The following is an 18,284-nucleotide window of genomic DNA, read 5'->3' on the forward strand; positions in this document are numbered from 1 at the left end:
ACAAATCGGTGCATGGAAAGCAAAACCGAAAGGTTGAGGATGCTTGAGCCGTATGATGGGTAACTGTCAAGTACGGTTCTTAGGGGGGAAGGATGCGGTGACGGATACCTTCCTACCCGACAAGAAAACCAGGCCCAATCTTAAAAAGACTCATCCTCATTATGGGGAAATTTATTCCCAGGTTTTGCAGGATGTAGTCAAACGGGTGAAAGTTACTTTTGACCGTTTTCTCAAAGGAGATAGCAAAGGTAAACGTAGCGGTAGGCCGAGATTCAAATCACGTGACCGCTACCGAACTTTTACTTATCCACAAATGAAAGAAGGGTGTTGGCAAGGCAACTTAATTAACTTGCCAATGCTCGGAAAAGTCAAGGTCATCTTGCATAGACCTCTACCTAATGGATGCAAAATAAAAACCGCTTCTGTTACCAAAAAAGCCGATGGCTATTACCTAAATCTCAGCATAGAAGATGCAAATGTTCCCATGATTAAGCCTGAGATTAATGCAAAATCGATAACTGGTATTGATATGGGTTTAAAGGAATTTTTGACTACTTCTGAAGGTGAAACGGTTACTATTCCACAGCACTACCGCAAAGCAGAAAAGCGCTTAAGAGTTATTCAAAAACGGGTATCGCGTCGTAAGAAGGGGAGTAAACGTAGGCTAAAAGCTGTTAAACAACTAGGTAGGCAGCATAAAAAGGTTGCTGATAAGCGCAAAGACTTTCATTTCAAGACAGCAAAGCAATTGCTGTCAAAATACGATGTTGTGGTTGATGAAGACCTCAACATTAAAGGTCTTTCAAAATCCAGACTTGGCTTATCTGTACATGATGCTGGATGGTCAAGCTTCCTATCGATACTGGCAAACGCCGAAAATGCTGGTTTGTTGGTAATTGCTGTGAATGCTTCCGGTACATCTCAAGATTGTTCTAGTTGTGGTCGTACAGTGAGAAAAAAGTTGCATGAAAGATGGCACAACTGCCCTAACTGTGGGTGCAGTCTACACCGCGACCATAATGCAGCAATAAATATAAAAAATAGGCGGTGGGGCATCCCGTCCTTAAAGGTGCGATTCGTTCAGCCGAAATCCTTTACGGAGGGATGGCTGGCTTCAGTAGAGTAACCCAAAAGGTTGAGTACGCACTTTCATCCTCTGCTGATGACAACTTGATATCCATGCAGGTGAAGTTAGTATCCTAGAAAACTAAATCCTGTCGCCCTAGTGCGGGGTTGAAAGCACGTAAACTACCAAGTTCTCTTGGTAGCCCCTACAGAAGAGATTGACTATCAAATCTGTAAAGCGGGGACGAAAGCGGGAAAAGGTGGTAATAGCTGAAAGCACCCTCCGCAAGCAAGAGTCTAATAACCGATCCGGACGTGAAACTTAATCATAAGTGAAGCAATGGGAAATCGTGGGGTAGAACAGACAAAGTGTCGTTGAGCCATCGCTAGACCGGAACCAGGGGATATAAGCTTGTGGAACCAAAATCCACCTCCTGGGTTAGAAATATCTGACAAGGGTAAGGTCTAACAAATTCCTTTAATTGAGTTAGCGCACAACCTAGAACCCCGGTGGAGAGACACGCCCTAAAGGACTCAAACAATGGATATCAGGAACGAAGTAACCCTCTGATGTCTCCTACAAGAGGTCGGTCTGTAGGTAGGAAGTCACCCATAAGACATCAAAGGGAAGGATGGTTCAAAAAGCAAAGCGCCTAACCCGAAATAACGGGTAATGCCTGAAAAAGGATGGCGTAACTGCCAGGATATGCTGACGTGAACCGCAATGTGTTAAGTGCTAAAGGTGCAAGTAGTAATGGAAAAGCCTAAATCAGATTCACAAACGAATACTGAGGGATGGAAGACTGTTAATTGGCGACAAGCCGAAAAATATGTCTTCAAGTTGCAAAAACGCATTTACGCCGCTTCACGTTGTGGCAATGTCAAACGAGTCCGAAAACTCCAGAAGACATTAATGAGGTCTTGGTCTAACAGGGTTTTAGCGGTACGACGGGTAACACAAGACAACCAAGGTCGTAAGACGGCAGGAGTGGATGGGGTAAAATCGCTATCCCCAGCAGCGCGTCTAAAACTTGCAGGGCAATTGAAACTCACTGGTAAATCCAAACCCACCCGAAGGGTATGGATACCAAAGCCAGGAAAAGACGAAAAACGCCCATTGGGAATACCCACGATGTACGACCGCGCCTTACAAGCCGTGGTTAAAGCGGCTCTAGAACCTGAGTGGGAAGCTCACTTTGAGCCAAACAGCTACGGGTTTAGACCCGGAAGGTCATGCCAAGATGCGATTAAGCAAATTAAACTGAGCATACAGCAAAAAGCTAAATTCGTGCTAGATGCTGATATAGCGAAATGTTTTGACCGCATAAACCATGAAGCATTGCTCCAAAAGTTAAACATAAAAGGCAAAATCAGGCAACAAATTAAAGCCTGGTTAAAATCTGGAGTGATAGACCAAGGAGCTTTTTCAGCAACATCTCTTGGAACACCGCAAGGTGGGGTAATCTCTCCACTTTTGGCTAATATTGCCCTCCACGGTTTAGAAGAAATGGTAAAACAGCTAGCTGAAACCCTTACCCTCAAATATCGAAGTGGTGGACGAATGAGTAAAAGGGACAAAATAAGTTCCCTGACATTGGTGAGATATGCTGATGATTTTGTCGTCCTACACGAAGATAAAACCGTTGTCCAAAGATGCCGAGAATTAATCTCGGAATGGTTAAAAGGCATTCGCTTGCAACTGCCTGAAAAAACGAGATTAACCCACACGCTTCGACACGAACTCAGCGAGGATAATCAAGCTGGATTTGACTTTTTGGGTCATCACATTCAGCAGTTTCCAGTTGGAAAGTATCGGAGCGATAAAGACAGTAATCGAGAAATATTAGGCTTTCATACCCTCATTACCCCAACTAAGGAAGCAAATAAGATACACCAGCAAGATATCAGAAGCATCATCTTAAAACATAGGTCATCGCCGCAAGCTGCGCTCATTAAAGACCTAAACCCTGTCATAAGGGGATGGGCTTCCTATTACAAAGCTTCGGATGCCGGAACATCCAGAGCCTTTAGTAATCAAGATAGAAGAACGTATCTGAAACTCCGAAGATGGGCAAAACGCCGGACAAAAAGTGCCAGTAAAGGACATCAACTCTACTGGATAACTATTGAAAACAACAACTGGGTTTTCGCAGCCAAAGAAGGTAAAAACCTCTATCGGTTACTTACACACATCGAACACCACAGTAGTAGTGACGATTATGTGAAGGTAAAAGGGGAAAAAAGCCCTTTCGACGGCGATTTAGTTTACTGGAGTTCAAGACTAGGCACACATCCCGAAATGCCAGAGCGTAAAGCTAAGCTACTCAAACAGCAAAAAGGGAAATGTGCTTGGTGCGGACTACATTTTAGAGCGGAAGATGTACTAGAAGTAGACCACAAAAATCCACTATCACTTGGAGGCAAAGACGAGTGGAAAAACCTACAGCTATTGCATCGACATTGCCATGATGAAAAAACTGCCAACGATGGAAGTTTGAAGTCCGTTAATGACAAAAGGTAGACACATTGAGTAGCCGTGTGAAGCGAAAGTTTCACGCACGGTTTCGGATGAGAGGGGCCCAGTGGTAACACTCCCCTCGACTCTACCCGAGAGTTTTTGTCGAACGGGATACCGGGAGTGCAACTTTCAAGCTAATCAAAGCGCTTAACCATGATTAACTAAAGCATCCGTCAATTCTGGAAAACCAGAAAGCACGATAGAATCATGCGTCACGGTAAAGGCAGTTGCCTGCAAAGCGCGTAACAAGATATTACGCGCGCCATTCACATCGCGCGGGATGCGAACGCCACATCGTGGGCATTTAAATACTTTTGCGCCGCCAAGTTTGTGGTGAATATAGCCACAGCTACCGCAAGTTTTTGAGGTCACTCATCAAACGGATTGGGGTCGAGATCGTTCTTGGTAAACTCTGAAGGGGGACGTTCGTTACTCCAAGCCCACCAAACGGTGCCGCACTTGCACTCGTAGAACTCTTGCCACTTTTTGCGATAGTCTTCAGTATAAACAGGCGATCGCCGGTTGATCCAAACTCGCTGCGCCTCCATACAGGAAGCACGACACGCAGGACAGTGGAACTCGTGGGCGTGGATTGCCTTATTAGTCCAGTCGGGTGGAATTGGGGCGAAAGCATCCATGCGTCAAACAGATTGGGGTCTATCGCCCATTATCAGCTTTCTGAGTGTCAATGTGGTATCGCCAAATAATTTTTCTAAACCAGACAAATATTAATCGTTTGGCAAAGTGCTGCGATCGTTTACCCTAAATGGTGAGGGGTCAAAAAACTGTATGGAGCCAACTGCCGAAATTCGCCGCCTATTAGATGTAATGCCTGCTTCCGGGCGCATGATGACCAAAATCACCAGCAAACCGGAGCAACCAAAAGTGATTGACTGCCAGTTTCCCCTGCCTTGGAACCAAGAACGACCGATTTGGATTAATTTTGACCTGTGGCGACTCTTGCCTCGACCGCAGCGAGATATGCTGCTGTTGCGAACCGTTAGCTGGCTGATTGGGGTGAAGTGGTTTAAGCCGGATTTGTATCAAGGTATTGTAGTGGCTGGGGTGTTGGCGGGAACGTTTCAATTTTCCCAAGGGGATGGGATGGGGATTTTGGTTTCTGGGGGATTAAGCGCGATCGCCGGATACCAAATTTGGCGTCAAAGCCGCAGTACCCAGTCCCAACTCGATGCTGACGAAGCCGCGATTAAAGTTGCCCTAAGACGGGGCTACGAGGAAGCAGAAGCCGCCAGAAACCTGCTAGGAGCGATCGAAGCCGTTGCCCAAATCGAAAGGCGTCCCCTCGATTTTACCGAACTGGTACGATCGCAAAATTTGCGAGCGCTCGCCGGACTTTCTCCCGTCGGCGTTCCCGATACCATCAAGCAAGAATAATATCTAACGCAAGTTGCTAGTTATCTTTATTAGGGCTGCTAACAGCTAATGGCTAATAGCTAATGGCTAATGGTAGAACTCAAAAATATGCCCACGATCAATTAGCAATTAGCAATTACCAAGACCGAATTTTATAACTAGCAACTTGAGTTATCTACCTTCAACGTTCTTTAGTCAGCCGTTCAACAGCAGTTGTTAACTCTAACAACTGTAGGTGCATTTGATGTATTTTTTCTTCTAGGGTCGCGATGTATTGTGTCTGCTGAGTTAGAGTCTGCTCCAGTTGTACCACTCGTTGCGCTAGAGATAGCTCTTCTACACCCTGGTTGAAAGCATCTACAATATTTTTCCAGCTGCGCGATCGCAATTTAATTCCGCGAACATCCCGCAGGTATTGATACGCGGCATCACGGCTACCAAACTTAGCTTTTAATGATGCTTCTGTCCAGTGTGTTTCACCCTTGAGTTGGTTTTTTTCTGATGGGTGGGACTCGCCTGGAAGAAGGTGCTGGGTCGGTGTTTCCTCAGCTTCAGCTTTAGCGTAAAGATAGCCAGTGCGAAGTGCTGTTTCTGCAACGCGGAATGTGTTCTCTGTAATTTCCTGACCGAGTTCCTGCATTTGGTTAATACCATACTGGACTTGGTCAAGTTTCTGAGTAGCTTCTTTCAGCGATTTTGTTAGTTTGCCCATCTTGCTTTTATTTATTATCTAATAGATCGCGACCAATAGCGCGGGGTGTTTCCTCTGTCCAAGACTCCGACTGCTGTGGCGGCAATTTTTTCGGTATCAAGTCTTTAATATCGGTATTGAGGAGTCGATGTGCTGCTTTTAGTAATAGCAGCAAGCGACGCCCCACAGAAAGCGGCCCTTTGTCGTTACTTACTCGAGCATAAACTGACTCAAACTCCTCGATTAACTGAGTTGTTGCATTCATCTGCTCCTTTAAGTCTTTTACTTCTTCATTCAGGCTATTCCCCCAGCTTTTTAACTGTTGCTGCGCTTCAACGCTGTGAGCAAGTGATTTTTGCAGCTTTTCTGTTTCGGCGTTAACTTTCTCAAGTGTAGTTGTCGTTTGTTTGAATTTTTGCTGTAAAGTTATAAGGTTCGCTTTTGTCTCATTTTGGCGTCGTACTAGCTGACCTCGACTGATAGTTAGGCTGCGGTAAGTATTGCGAATATTTTGATAGGTCGCCTCTAATTCATCGCGACTGAGCTTTTCAGTATGGAGGGGAAATTCACTGACGCTTTTGTACTCTTTATGTTTGGCCATACTTGTTGTCCTGTAATAAATTATTTTTTCAATTTTTTGTGTTAAAATACCGGGAAAATTCCCGATTTTAATTAGGGCTTGAATCTGACAGGCGCTCGCTTAACTGCAAACAATGATAAAGTTTGTATTCGTAGCCATCCACCGATGGCTTTGCTTGCGAGTCAGCCAAACAATTTTGTGCTGATAACTCGACTGGCGCGTGGAAATTTACCAACCATAAATTCAGAGGTCGGGGCATTTTTGAGAGGGTTTTTTGCAGCGTAACTGTCGCAGTTCTTGAACCCTTATATTCTTGATGCGCCAAGAGAAACTGAGGAATTCCTGCTATTTGACCCAATTTACGTTTAAATTCCCAAGCGATTCCCATGAGTTCGCCCGTTTGTACGTGGGTTTTATGGGTCGTTGCAATTAACGCGGGTATCTGAGATTGTTGTTGAATTAAAGACACCAAAAGGTCGGGACGATAGTATTTTTGATATCCCAAATTACAGACTACAGTTAGTCCGCTTACCAATCCCATCAGCCAAATTAGCGCGACGGCTTTTTTACCTCTTAAACTGGGTGTATAAGCAGATTTTTCTAATGTAGATTGACGCCAAGAAACAGCGAGACTTGCTCCTACTAAAACGATAACGGCTGGAAAGTAAACGAAATTGTATCTTGCACCGCGCGTCAAATCGATGCCGAGTCCGTAAGTAATAATAAAAAATATGGCGATCGCACTCACTATAAAGCCACCCAATACCTGTATACCTATACGATTTCCTGGTTGTTGCATCCGGACTTTTAGCCCGCGTACTAAAATAGGTAACGCCCAGATAAAAAAGACAATCATCCCCAAGCCAGAGGCAATAATAATGGGTAGTTGGGATGATTCTACTGGTAGTAAAGACAACATAGTCACCCAGGCAGCGATCGCTTGAAAAATCGGCGCAATCCATTCTATTCCCATGCGATCGCTATTCTTAATCCATTCAGTCAGTTTGCTGTCGTAACCGTGCTGCATCAAAGGTAACCATATCGCTCCTCCCGCCAAGGTTGCCGCTACCACGGCGTAGATGCGCCACCAATGTTTAAGAAAGATAGCTCTTGTGCAGGCGTACAGGCTTGCAGGTGAGAGTATAAATTTACAGCGGATTGCCAGCGAGTGAAGTACAGCCTTAAGGCTTCGTTTGCGTAGCGGCAGCATTAATGCTGCCGCTACACAAACGAAGGTGTACCTCATGCGCCTGCAAACCGCTATAACGCCCGTCTGCCCTATGCCCCACATGATTAAAACTATTGCCTCGGCGCACAAAGTTAGGGCAAAAAAATAATGGGTGGCAATTCCTAAAGTGTTAATTGCTACCCAAATAAGTGCTATCCAAATAGATATTGGTTTTTGCTGTTGGATGTTTTTCACGGCAATAATCAAACAGCAAAGGGAGGCAATGACCCATAAAATTGCTAAAGTGTAATGACGCGCTTCCTGTGCCAAAAAAATGCCGTAGGGCGACACCGCCATCATCGCCGCAGCTATATGACCGACTAAGGGGGAACGAAAAGCTAGTACTCCCAAACCAAAGATAGCCGGGATTGAAGCTGCACCCAATAAAGCGGGGAAACTGCGCGCCACCCATAAAGAAACTAACCCATCATCGGAGGGAAACATATCCATCCACCAATGCGCCAGGACAAAATAAAGCGGCGGATGGTTAGTTTCAGATAGCAAGCTTTGCACTACTTCCCTTGCACCTAGCGCTGAATTTGTTTGTAGCGGTTGTAACAAGGTATCTAGATCGATCGCTCTATCCAAAGGCACGGTGCGAAAACTGTTTCCCAAGCTAAAAACCAGCGTGGAAAACTCATCCGTCCAAGGCGATTTCGACGCTAAATGAGTGAAGCGCAACGCAATACCAATTGCGATCCACAGTAACAATAGTAACCAGTGTAATTTTAGATTTTGGCTCGTTCCCAGAGCTTTGCCTGGGAACGCAGATTTTGGATTTATCATCAATCTCCAATCTAAAATCTAAAATCTGCAATTATTTTTGCACGTCGGTGACGCGCCAACTGAGCTTTAAATTCAGCCAGAAATTCCAGACGGTGACTAAAGCGATCGCAATCAGCTTTGAGACATATGCATTGATGCCAATGGCAAACAGCAAATTTACGATCAAGGTTTGTAAAATAATTCCTGCGAGGCAGATAATGTTGAATTTCAGCAGCCGTTTTAAGCGCTGACGCTTTCCTGGCTGCCGTTTAGAAATATCGCCAAAAGTCCAGAAATCGTTCCACAAGAAATTATTGATCACCGCCACTTCTGCGGAAAGTATGGTACTGCGAGTCAGCCCTAAACCAAGGATGGTACGCAATATAAAAAATACGGTCATGTCTACAAACACGCCGCTGAAACCCACCATACCAAACCGGAAAAATCTCGCCACAGGACCAACGGAAAAGCGCAAGCGAATCAGGTGGCGGATATAATCTACATACTGTTTCCAAGTAACCTTACTTTCACCTTCTTGGCGCTCTTGGAATACATAGCCGATTTCACCAATCCAGGGTACACGTCCCCGGGCTAGCACTTCAATTTGTATTTTGTAACCCAGGGGACTCATTTCGCGACCGGCGATGCATTTGCGGCGTACCATAAAGTAACCGCTCATCGGATCGGTGACGCGACCGATCACTTCTGGCAGGATAATTAAACCCATAGTTTGGGCGCCACGGGATAGAAAGCGGCGAATAACACTCCAGTCGCTGACGCCGCCGCCTTCTACGTGACGAGAAGCGATCGCCATATCGCCTCCCCGCTTAATTTCGCCCCACAGTTTGGCTAACAACTCCGGAGGGTGCTGCAAATCTGCATCGATCACCCCCAGCACCTCTCCGCGCGCCGCTTGCCAGCCGCGAATCACGGCAGTAGAAAGTCCCTTTTCCTCCACGCGCCGCATCACTCGCAGTTGGGGATACAGGGGCATTAAATCTTCAGCAATTTTCCAAGTACCGTCGGGGCTATTGTCATCAACTACAATTAGCTCGTAGGCTCCGGGGAGAAATTCATCGAGCAAAGTACTCAATTGCTGAACAATTTTAGCGACATTTTTTCCCTCGTTGAAAGTAGGAATAACTAGGGAAAAAATCAAGGGGCGATTCTCTGGATCGCTCGAAGCAGGCGGTAATTCAGGAATTACTAAAGCGCCAGTTGGAACCGGCAGGAGCGAATTAGGTTGGCTGATACTCATTTACCAGAACGAGTGTAAAGGTTGACAGTAAATTGATCGATGTCCATCGTGCCGGACAACTGCTGTGTTTTGGTTGGTTTGCACGGTTGTTTGCTCTTGCAAAAAGCCGTTTGCAACACTTTTTCGATTTTGCGCTTTTCGGTTTGCTTTTGGGTTTCGGTTTTTAGAGCAGACCAAACGGGTTTAGCGCTGTCCAAGAAAATTAAGCGAGAATATTTCGAGCCTTCTGCACCCTGGAGAACTTTTTCTAAACTCGGAGCCAGCTTAGCAGGCGCGCGAGCCAATAGCTTCACCGAAGTATTGGGAGGCGTGTAATAAGCCAAACGCAGAACGTGTCCCCAAGCATTGGAGTTCATTGCTACTAAAGTTGGGGTTTTAGGTGCTTGCCGAATCAAATCGGCTACCTGATGGAACATGGCGCGCTGCCGCAGCGTGTAGTCGCCCACGCCAACGGTCAAATATAGTAACAGCAAACCCCCCGCCACGGTTGGCAGCCATCTCCCAGATGCCTGCAACAGCCAAGTCGCGATCAACAGCAAGCATCCGGGCAGAATAAAGATCAATGTTCTCCCTTGACCAAAACCAACCGTGAACTTGTTGGTTACTATATCCACGGTCAATGCCAGCAACAGGGGAACGATGCCCAAAACAAAAGCCACAGCCAAGCTGCGACGTTCTCCCATCCGCCACAGGCTAATGGCACAAGCAGCCAACAGGGCGATCGCAATTGTCCCAGCTACGGTGGAAACCCCTACCGGGAAGCTCGTTCCCCAGTCTCCCAAAACTAAATGGTTGCCCAAAGTTTGAGCTGCATCTGTGAAGTGCTGTAACCCACCCGTACTGTCAAACTGACCGCCGAGGTTGGGTCGATTTCGCAGTTGCTGTCTGGTTCCCCACAATGCCCAAGGCAGCGTCAGCAGGACGCCAATCCCCAAGCGCATTCCATGCTGCCACCACCGACGCCGGTCGAACACCAGGGAAAAAATACCCAGCGTTATCACCCAGTGGGCAAACAGGTACTGAGTCAACAACCCTGCCGCTACGGAGCCAATTAATACCGCACTCCAGAACAATGTTGAGCGGTTGAGGGGGTGAGCTGGTGAGCTGGTGAGCGGGGAAGGGTTTTTTTCCTCATTTTCCTCACTTTCTGCCCCATTCCCCATGTCCGTTAGATGTAGCATCGCCCAAGCGCTGAGAATCGCCCACAGCACTAAGGGGGCGTACATGCGGATATTGAGGGAATGGGATAAATAGTAAGGATTGGTGGCGAGTAAGGCAGCTAATATCAATCCGCCGCCACGTCCTAGTAAAAACCGTCCCAGTCCGTAAGCGCTAGCTACTGCTAAGGCGCTAATTAACGCGATCAAACCCCGCGTAGCGATTTCGCTGCTGCCAAACAACCGCATCCAGAAGTGGAGGAACAAAAACGACAGCGGGGGATGAACGTCGCTGACCAGACCTTTGAAGACGTTGGCGAAGTCTTGCACGCCTGCATTTAGCGGTACGCTAAACAAAGCCGTATATTCACGTAGAACCACGGGTACAGGTCCCGGCCCATCATAGTTTACCGCTTGCCCGCTAGAGACGAGGAGCGATAACACTTCGTCATACCAAAATTCCCGGCTTCCCAGGTTGAGAAGGCGTAATAGGATACCGATGGCTATACCCGCGATTAGCAACAATTCTAGGGAAAAGCGTGTCGGGGCTTTAAAAATCGGGAAGCTGCGGCTCATAGACTTTTATTGCAATAAAAATTTACCAAAGACATCGATATGACATTTCCCAGTACGATCTTAAAGTTCAGGATACCCAAGAATTACTGTGCTATAAAAGCAAAGACCGCGTAATTTTTTAGCAGCCGCGACTTGAGTCTATAAGCTTCTCCGTATTTTTACTATGTCCTCCCATAATCCTGTAGAACTCTCGATAGTGGTTCCTTTTTACAATGAGGAACTTAATATCGACCACCTGTTTAACGAGTTAGAGTCCGTCCTAAAACGCCTGAATGCAAGCTATGAGATTGTTTGCGTCAATGATGGCAGTAGAGACAACACCCTTAAGTGTTTGGTCGAGCATCATCATCGTAACCCAGCGATTAAAGTTGTCAACTTCTCGCGCAACTTTGGCAAGGAAATCGCTCTCACTGCTGGGATTGACTATGCTACGGGTGCGGCGGTGATACCCTTTGATGCCGACCTGCAAGATCCGCCGGAGGTAATTGAGGAATTGGTTGCCAAGTGGCGCGAAGGGTATGATGTGGTTAATGCCACCAGGCGATCGCGCGCCGGTGAAACTTGGTTCAAACGCTTTACCGCCAACGCTTTCTACAACACCATCGGTAGCATGAGTCGGGTTCCCATCCCCCCCAATACCGGCGACTTTCGCTTATTGGATCGGCGCGTAGTTGACTCCCTCAAACAATTACCAGAACGGACTCGCTTTATGAAAGGGTTGTTCGCCTGGGTAGGATATAAGCAAACAACCGTGATGTTCGACCGCCAACCCCGTCTTAAAGGAACCACTAAGTGGAATTACTGGCGTCTGTGGAATTTTGCCCTTGACGGGATTGCCTCATTTAGCTTTCTCCCCTTGAAAATTTGGGGCTACGTTGGCTTGAGTATATCCTTTATTTCATTGGTTTACGCTGTTTATTTAGTCATTCGCACGCTGATAGATGGCATCGATGTTCCCGGTTATGCTTCGTTAATGGTAGCCGTACTGTTTCTGGGAGGCATTCAACTCCTGACCCTGGGAATTATTGGCGAATATCTAGGTCGCGTCTACGAAGAAGTTAAAGGACGCCCGCTTTATTTAGTACGAGAATCTTATGGGTTTGATAATAAGCCAAGTATAGATGAAGAGGTTGATAGTTCAAAATTAGATCGAACGTAAGGATTTATATCACTTGCTTCTGGGTGCATCAAAGAGTTATTTTAGTCGAGTTAAACCAAAATAATGAAAAGGCAATCGCTGACCGCTTTGAAGCATAAAAATCCGCTGTACTTGGCGATATTGACCGTTTTAATTATAGGGATATTTTTTCGATTTATTAATATTGACAAGAAAGCATACTGGGGGGATGAGGTTTTTACATCATTACAGATTGCTGGGTACACAGCTTCAGAATTAGAACGGGAATTTTTCAATGGTCAGGTTATTAGCGTTAAAGATTTACAGAAGTATCAAAACATCAATCCCGACAAAAAAAATTTAGGGGACACAATAAAAGCTTTAAGCAAAGATGTTCATCCACCTTTGTATTATATATTACTGAAAATTTGGGCATCTTGTTTTGGCAGTTCAGTTGCCGCTATTAGAAGCTTTTCCGCTCTAATTAGCTTGCTAGTATTTCCTTCTATCTATTGGCTATGTAGAGAATTATTTAAGTCACCTGCGGTGGGATGGATTGCCATCGGACTGACAGCCGTATCACCCTTTCACGTACTATACGCTCAAGAAGCACGGATGTATAGTTTGTGGACAGTAACAATCTTACTATCAAGTGCAGCACTGCTAGCAGCTATACGGCTGAAAACAAAGCTCAGTTGGGGAATTTATGCAGCCACTTTAGCAATAGGGCTATACTCATTTTTATTTACTGGCTTTGTGGCAATTGGGCATGGAATCTATGCAATCGTAACTGAAAAATTTCGATTGAGTAAGACTTTTATTGCTTATCTGTTCGCTTCTCTGGCAAGTATTTTAGCTTTCACACCTTGGCTGTTGACTATGATGGCTAATCGTTCCAGCTTTGAGAGTGCAACATCTTGGTCAAGCGAAAATATGACACTTTCATCTTTGGTAAGCAATTGGATTTATAACCTCAGCTATGGTTTTGCTGATTTTTGGTATATTTTCACATATTTTCCAAATTCGCCTTTAAATTGGGGGTTTGGTAAATATTTAATTCCCCTCATTTTGATTCTGGTCGGATATTCAATTTATGTACTATGTCGCCAGACACCTGTAAGGATTTGGTTGTTTGTTTTAACCTTAATGGGGACTACAGCAGTAGCTATAGTTTTGCCAGATTTATTTTCTGGAGGATATCGGTCAATAATGGCTAGGTATTTTGTCCCTTGCTATATAGGAATGGAGTTGGCTGTTGCTTACCTACTCGGAAGCAAAATTAACTCTATACCTGCTAGTAATTGGATACAAAATCTATGGAAGCCGATCCTAATTTCCCTGTTATCGGTTGGTATCCTATCCGGCACAATCAGCTCTCAAGCAGAAACTTGGTGGAATAAAAGAACTACCAGCTATGATGAAATACAAGCAGCTAGCATTATTAATCAAGCTAGCCAGCCGCTTTTTATCACAGAAAACATATTTAGTACGCTGCCTCTTAGTCATAGGCTCGCTCCTAATGTAAAAATTTTAGTCGTGAATCAACCCAATGTACCTAAGATTCCTGAAGGCTTCAGTCAAATGTTTTTATACAAACCTTCTAAAAACTTGAAGGCCAAACTTGAACAAGAGCAAAACTACAAAATAAATATGGCTTATAAAGGCCGCAAGCTCGAACTCTGGGAATTAGAAAAAACCTCAGAAAGAAAGCAATAATTATGAAGTTTACAGAACTGAGGAGTTGTGCTTTGTGTTGAATTTTAAAAGTGGCGTTTTCCTGCTTACAGTCGTCTGTATTATCGCTACAGGAGTGGGCGTTTACCTACTCGGAGGAATTGACCAAGCGCAGTTGCAAACTTGGCTAAGACAGGCGGGTGTATGGGCACCCGTTACTTATATCTTCCTCTATACAGTAGGAACGATATTAATATTGCCTTCAACGCCACTCAATCTCAGCGGCGGGGCGATTTTTGGCGCTTGGTGGGGTACGCTTTGGACTACAATTGCGGCTGTAATTGCTGCTGTGGTAGCTTTTGCTTTTACCCGCACTGTAGGACGAGATTTAGTAGCGAAAAAATTCGCTGGACGTTGGGAAGCAATGGATGCAGAAATGCGTCAGGGTGGATTATTTTATATGTTTGCGATCCGTTTGTTGCCGATTATTCCCTATGGGTTGGTTAATTTTGCTGCGGGGTTGACTTCGATTCGATTTCGGGATTATTTTGTCGGGACGCTTTTGGGTACGGTACCGGGAGTTTTGCCGTTTGTACTGTTAGGTAGTTCGGGTTTACAAGCGTTGAGAACCGGGGATGTTTTACCGCTGATGGGGGCTTTGGGTTTGACGGGTATACTTGTAGGCGGTGCGACTTGGTATCGCCGTCGCCGCAGCGATCCCCGAAAAGCTTTAGAAGAAAGCGAAGTCTCTAATTCGTTAAATCAAAGCGCTCCGGATATCGAGCGAACTAAATAACTCAATTCTATCCCCTTTAAACACCAGTTAGCGAGGATGTCATGCTTTCAAAAGAACAACCAATTTATTACAATTGGTTACGAATTTTAATAATTATCCTGTTAGTGTTGGGCGTGTTTTTTCGATTTGCTAACCTGGATAAAAAACTCTACTGGAATGATGAAGTCGCTACTTCAATCAGAATTTCTGGCTACAGCTTTAAAGAAATTCAACAGTCAGCCTTGCAGGGTAATGAAATGACTGTAGAAGAGTGGCGAAAATATCAGTATCCCAATCCAAAAAAAGGTTTGGTTGATTTAGTTAAGGGTTTGGCAACAGAAGAACCTCAACTACCGCCTTTATACTTTGTATTAGCCCGATTTTGGGTGCAGTTGTTTGGTAATTCTGTGGCAGTCACCAGAAGTTTTTCTGCTGCGGTGAGTTTGCTGGCGTTTCCTTGCATTTATTGGCTTTGCAAAGAATTATTTGCCTCTCCACTAACCGGATGGGTGGCAATGGCACTGATAGCTATCTCTCCATTGCACCTCTTGTATGCCCAAGAAGCGCGACCCTTTAGTCTGTGGATAGTCACTATCTTACTCTCGAGCGCTGCTCTATTGCGAGCAATGCGGCTGCAAACAAAGTTGAGCTGGGGTGTTTATGCAGCTACTTTAGTATTGGGATTCTATACATATCTACTTTCCGGATTAGTCGCTATTGGACATGGCATTTACGCAATCGTTAACGAAAGGTTCCGCTTCACTAACCAAGTTAAGGCTTACCTGCTTGCCTCTTTAACTGGAACTATCATTTTCATCCCTTGGATAATTGCTATTTTGAGTGGTTTTTCAGAAGCTACCGAAACTACAGACTGGTCAAAGGAAAAAGTACACTTACCCGCTTTAATGAGGACGTGGATTTTAAATTTAAGCCGGTCTTTTTTTGATATCAATGAAAGTTTCCTGACTCGAAATTTATTAATTTATATATTCATTATAGTTTTGGTGGGATATGCAGTTTATTTTCTCTGTCGCCAAACTCCAAAGCAAGTTTGGCTATTTGTTTTAACCTTGATTGGAGTGACAGCGGTAGCTTTAGCACTGCCAGATGTAATTTCAGGCGGAAAACGTTCTGCTGTGATTCGATATCTGATCCCTTCATACCTGGGTATCCAAATCGCTATTGCTTACCTTCTTGCTACTAAGATATCCGCCTTATCTATGAAAAACTGGCAAAAAAAGCTATGGCAGATCGCGATGGTTTTCCTAATTTCTATGGGGGTTGTTTCCTGTGCAGTCAGTTCTCAATCAGAAACCTGGTGGAATCGGTATAGACAAACTTATCTTCCCGAAGCGACTAAGGTGATTAACCAAACTGAACGCCCGCTTGTGCTAGGTAATTGGTACAATTTATTGGGTCTGAGGTATGCAGTTAAACCGCAAGTGCGACTTGTATCATTTTATCTTCAACTTGTTGAGAAGAAGAAATCAAATCCGCTAAAAGAGGTTAGGGATGTATTTATATATCTTCCTCCAGACGGATTAAAAGAGTTCCTGGAAAAAAAGTATAACTATCGCCTAGTCAAGACTTACTCTTGGAAGGGTGAAACAGATCCTGTTAAAAAAGTTCAAACCACACTCTGGCAACTATCCAAAAAGGGCAAGGCTAATTCTGATAAGTAATTGCACATGCGATGAATTTAGAAACCCGGTTTTTCTCAAAAACCGGGTTTCTCCAACTTATGATTCTTTGGCGATCGCTGCCTCATATATAGGATACTGACCAAACTTCCCTAGTTTGGATAATTTAATTCCAAATCGTTGATTTCCTTTGCTAAATTTGAGCGCTTCAGGTTTGGCTTCGGGAACCTTGCACTTGCGGTGGGGATAGCATACATAAATAAATGTTTGATTCCCTTGATCTGCTAAAGCACTGCCTAATTTGACCAATTTCTGGCTATCTTCTACCCTAAAAAATATTTTCTCTCTGCTTAATCCTGGTTCTAAAGATTGCGCTACAAATTGATGGGACATGGCAATAACCTGATGCGGATCTTTTCGCAAAAATTGGATCGCTGGTAAATAACCTTTATGAGTTTTATTTAAAAAAGCCGTGCCTGCAACTACGTTCTTATGAACTCCAATTACAACGAGTATAGAAAACAGCAAGAAGCAACCGTATTTTATCGCCGGTTTCGCTTTTAATTGGATTAATTGTAACTCCTTGATTGCCACTAAAGAAATAATGGGAACTAAAACTAATAAGAATCGAGTTCCCCATTGCAATCCACCGGCAATTTGTTTTTGGGTGCTAACGGGAACTATCAAAGACACTCCGACGATAAAGAAGAAGCAGATTAGATAGATAGCGGCAAGTTTTATGTTGAATCTTCTTTTGGCGATCGCAGCGATTACCAAGTATATAACCGGGAAAAATGTTATCGGCAAGTATTCAAATATTGCCCAACTGAGTTCGCCAAAGTTTTTCCGCGCATCTCTTAATCTTTGCACTAATGTTTGTTCTTCGACTACTTGAATTGCATGAATCCCTAGAGGGTGATTGTAGATCAATTTATTCGATAGAAAGAACAATGCGACTGTCACCACCATGCTGATGACAAAGATTTCGCGGTTTTTGGTTAGATAGTTTAGTTTCCCCAAGGTCAATCTTTTATTGATAAAATCCAATTGCCTGAACTTATTTAAAGAGGCAAAATAAACTAGCACAACGCCAAGTCCAACCAGGCAGAGAAATTCCGGTCTAAACCAAACGGCTAAACCAATTAAAACTCCACTTAATATGGCATCTTTTTTAGATAACCCTTGGGAATTGCCGGGAATTAATAAAGTAGAAAATCCGTGAAAAGCCAGCGCTACCGCAAGGCTATGTTCCCAATACATGGCACTGTACATCGATAAATGGGAAGCAAAAATTAAGACAACTAAACCAACTGCTGTGAGCAAGCTGTCGATTTTTAACCGACGGCACGCCCAATAAAAACTCAACCAGATTGCCCAAGTTGCTAGGAGAGGAACTAGATAAAATCCTCGATATCCAAACAGGGCATAAAATGGCGCGGTTACTAGGGGAAATGTATAGGGGAATGTAATCCAATACTTGTTGTATAAGTTATAGACAAAAGGGGTTTCAAACGGATACAAACCATTATTCCAAAGGTTTTGTACCCACGTTTGTGGAGGGGGGACTAAATCAAACCGCAACTGACCAGAACCCAGTTGCTTGGATAACAGAGCTTTCAGTCCAGCATCGCCGCTAAAAAATACATCTTCTGGAATTAGTAATTGCAAGTAAAGTGTAAATATAATTCCGGCCAAAAATATGACCAGCCAAGGCAACGCATGTCTGCCAATATTTATGATTTTCTCATTTGACTGTTTTTTCTCTTTATCCATTTTTCTATAACCTCTCCAACCAATAGTTTAACTCTAGTTGCTAATTGCTAATTGCTAATTGCTGATGGTAGCAGTTTTTCTGATTGAGCGATT

Annotated in this window: 15 protein-coding genes; 7 read left to right on the plus strand and 8 right to left on the minus strand. The window is 44.4% G+C overall.

Features of this window, described 5'->3' with window-relative positions:
• The first annotated feature begins 97 nt into the window (after positions 1-97).
• The gene (locus MiSe_RS10830; RefSeq protein WP_226578681.1) at positions 98-1,126 is read left to right on the plus strand and encodes an RNA-guided endonuclease InsQ/TnpB family protein; all 1,029 of its coding nucleotides are present in this window, start codon (positions 98-100) and stop codon (positions 1,124-1,126) included.
• Between the two features lie 693 nt (positions 1,127-1,819).
• The gene (gene ltrA, locus MiSe_RS10835; protein ID WP_226578684.1) at positions 1,820-3,586 is read left to right on the plus strand and encodes a group II intron reverse transcriptase/maturase; all 1,767 of its coding nucleotides are present in this window, start codon (positions 1,820-1,822) and stop codon (positions 3,584-3,586) included.
• Positions 3,587-3,730: 144 nt separating this feature from the next.
• Here ltrA and MiSe_RS10840 read toward each other — a convergent pair whose 3' ends face one another.
• Complete coding sequence (locus tag MiSe_RS10840; RefSeq protein ID WP_307731330.1) at positions 3,731-3,955, minus strand: zinc ribbon domain-containing protein; 225 nt, start codon at positions 3,953-3,955, stop codon at positions 3,731-3,733.
• On the minus strand, positions 3,952-4,221 hold the full coding sequence (locus MiSe_RS10845; RefSeq protein WP_226578686.1) for a hypothetical protein: 270 nt from the start codon (positions 4,219-4,221) through the stop codon (positions 3,952-3,954). The genes MiSe_RS10840 and MiSe_RS10845 overlap by 4 nt, the downstream gene beginning before the upstream one ends.
• 151 nt (positions 4,222-4,372) lie before the next feature.
• On the opposite strand from MiSe_RS10845, the gene MiSe_RS10850 reads away from it, so the two are divergent.
• Entirely contained in the window at positions 4,373-4,978 is a 606-nt protein-coding gene (locus MiSe_RS10850) for a DUF3318 domain-containing protein (protein WP_226578689.1), read from the plus strand.
• A 160-nt stretch (positions 4,979-5,138) separates the two neighbouring features.
• Here the strand turns inward: MiSe_RS10850 and MiSe_RS10855 are convergent, their stop codons facing one another.
• From MiSe_RS10855 to MiSe_RS10875, 5 genes are all read right to left on the minus strand, one after another.
• Complete coding sequence (locus tag MiSe_RS10855; protein ID WP_226578691.1) at positions 5,139-5,669, minus strand: hypothetical protein; 531 nt, start codon at positions 5,667-5,669, stop codon at positions 5,139-5,141.
• A gap of 7 nt (positions 5,670-5,676) precedes the next feature.
• Positions 5,677-6,249, minus strand: a complete 573-nt coding sequence (locus MiSe_RS10860; protein WP_226578693.1) for a hypothetical protein — start codon at positions 6,247-6,249, stop codon at positions 5,677-5,679.
• A 67-nt stretch (positions 6,250-6,316) separates the two neighbouring features.
• Positions 6,317-8,242, minus strand: coding sequence for a glycosyltransferase family 39 protein (locus MiSe_RS10865; RefSeq protein WP_226578695.1), 1,926 nt, complete (start codon positions 8,240-8,242; stop codon positions 6,317-6,319).
• A 31-nt stretch (positions 8,243-8,273) separates the two neighbouring features.
• A complete protein-coding gene (locus tag MiSe_RS10870; RefSeq protein WP_226578697.1) occupies positions 8,274-9,479 on the minus strand; it encodes a glycosyltransferase in 1,206 nt (401 codons plus the stop codon).
• On the minus strand, positions 9,476-11,212 hold the full coding sequence (locus tag MiSe_RS10875; RefSeq protein ID WP_226578700.1) for a glycosyltransferase family 39 protein: 1,737 nt from the start codon (positions 11,210-11,212) through the stop codon (positions 9,476-9,478). The genes MiSe_RS10870 and MiSe_RS10875 overlap by 4 nt, the downstream gene beginning before the upstream one ends.
• Before the next feature lie 163 nt (positions 11,213-11,375).
• Here MiSe_RS10875 and MiSe_RS10880 point away from each other — a divergent pair, with 163 nt between their 5' ends.
• The 4 genes from MiSe_RS10880 (at position 11,376) to MiSe_RS10895 (ending at position 16,460) form a co-directional block, all read left to right on the plus strand.
• A complete protein-coding gene (locus tag MiSe_RS10880; protein WP_226578703.1) occupies positions 11,376-12,371 on the plus strand; it encodes a glycosyltransferase family 2 protein in 996 nt (331 codons plus the stop codon).
• A 63-nt stretch (positions 12,372-12,434) separates the two neighbouring features.
• Positions 12,435-14,045, plus strand: coding sequence for a glycosyltransferase family 39 protein (locus MiSe_RS10885; protein ID WP_226578705.1), 1,611 nt, complete (start codon positions 12,435-12,437; stop codon positions 14,043-14,045).
• Between the two features lie 34 nt (positions 14,046-14,079).
• Positions 14,080-14,799, plus strand: a complete 720-nt coding sequence (locus MiSe_RS10890; RefSeq protein WP_226578707.1) for a TVP38/TMEM64 family protein — start codon at positions 14,080-14,082, stop codon at positions 14,797-14,799.
• Between the two features lie 41 nt (positions 14,800-14,840).
• Positions 14,841-16,460, plus strand: a complete 1,620-nt coding sequence (locus MiSe_RS10895; protein ID WP_226578708.1) for a glycosyltransferase family 39 protein — start codon at positions 14,841-14,843, stop codon at positions 16,458-16,460.
• A 57-nt stretch (positions 16,461-16,517) separates the two neighbouring features.
• On the opposite strand, the gene MiSe_RS10900 is transcribed toward MiSe_RS10895, so the two are convergent.
• A complete protein-coding gene (locus MiSe_RS10900) occupies positions 16,518-18,191 on the minus strand; it encodes an LA_3751/LA_3752 family putative glycosyltransferase (protein WP_226578711.1) in 1,674 nt (557 codons plus the stop codon).
• Positions 18,192-18,284: the final 93 nt, after the last annotated feature.

This window comes from Microseira wollei NIES-4236 (assembly GCF_020521235.1).
GTDB classification, from domain to species: Bacteria; Cyanobacteriota; Cyanobacteriia; order Cyanobacteriales; family Aerosakkonemataceae; genus Microseira; species Microseira wollei.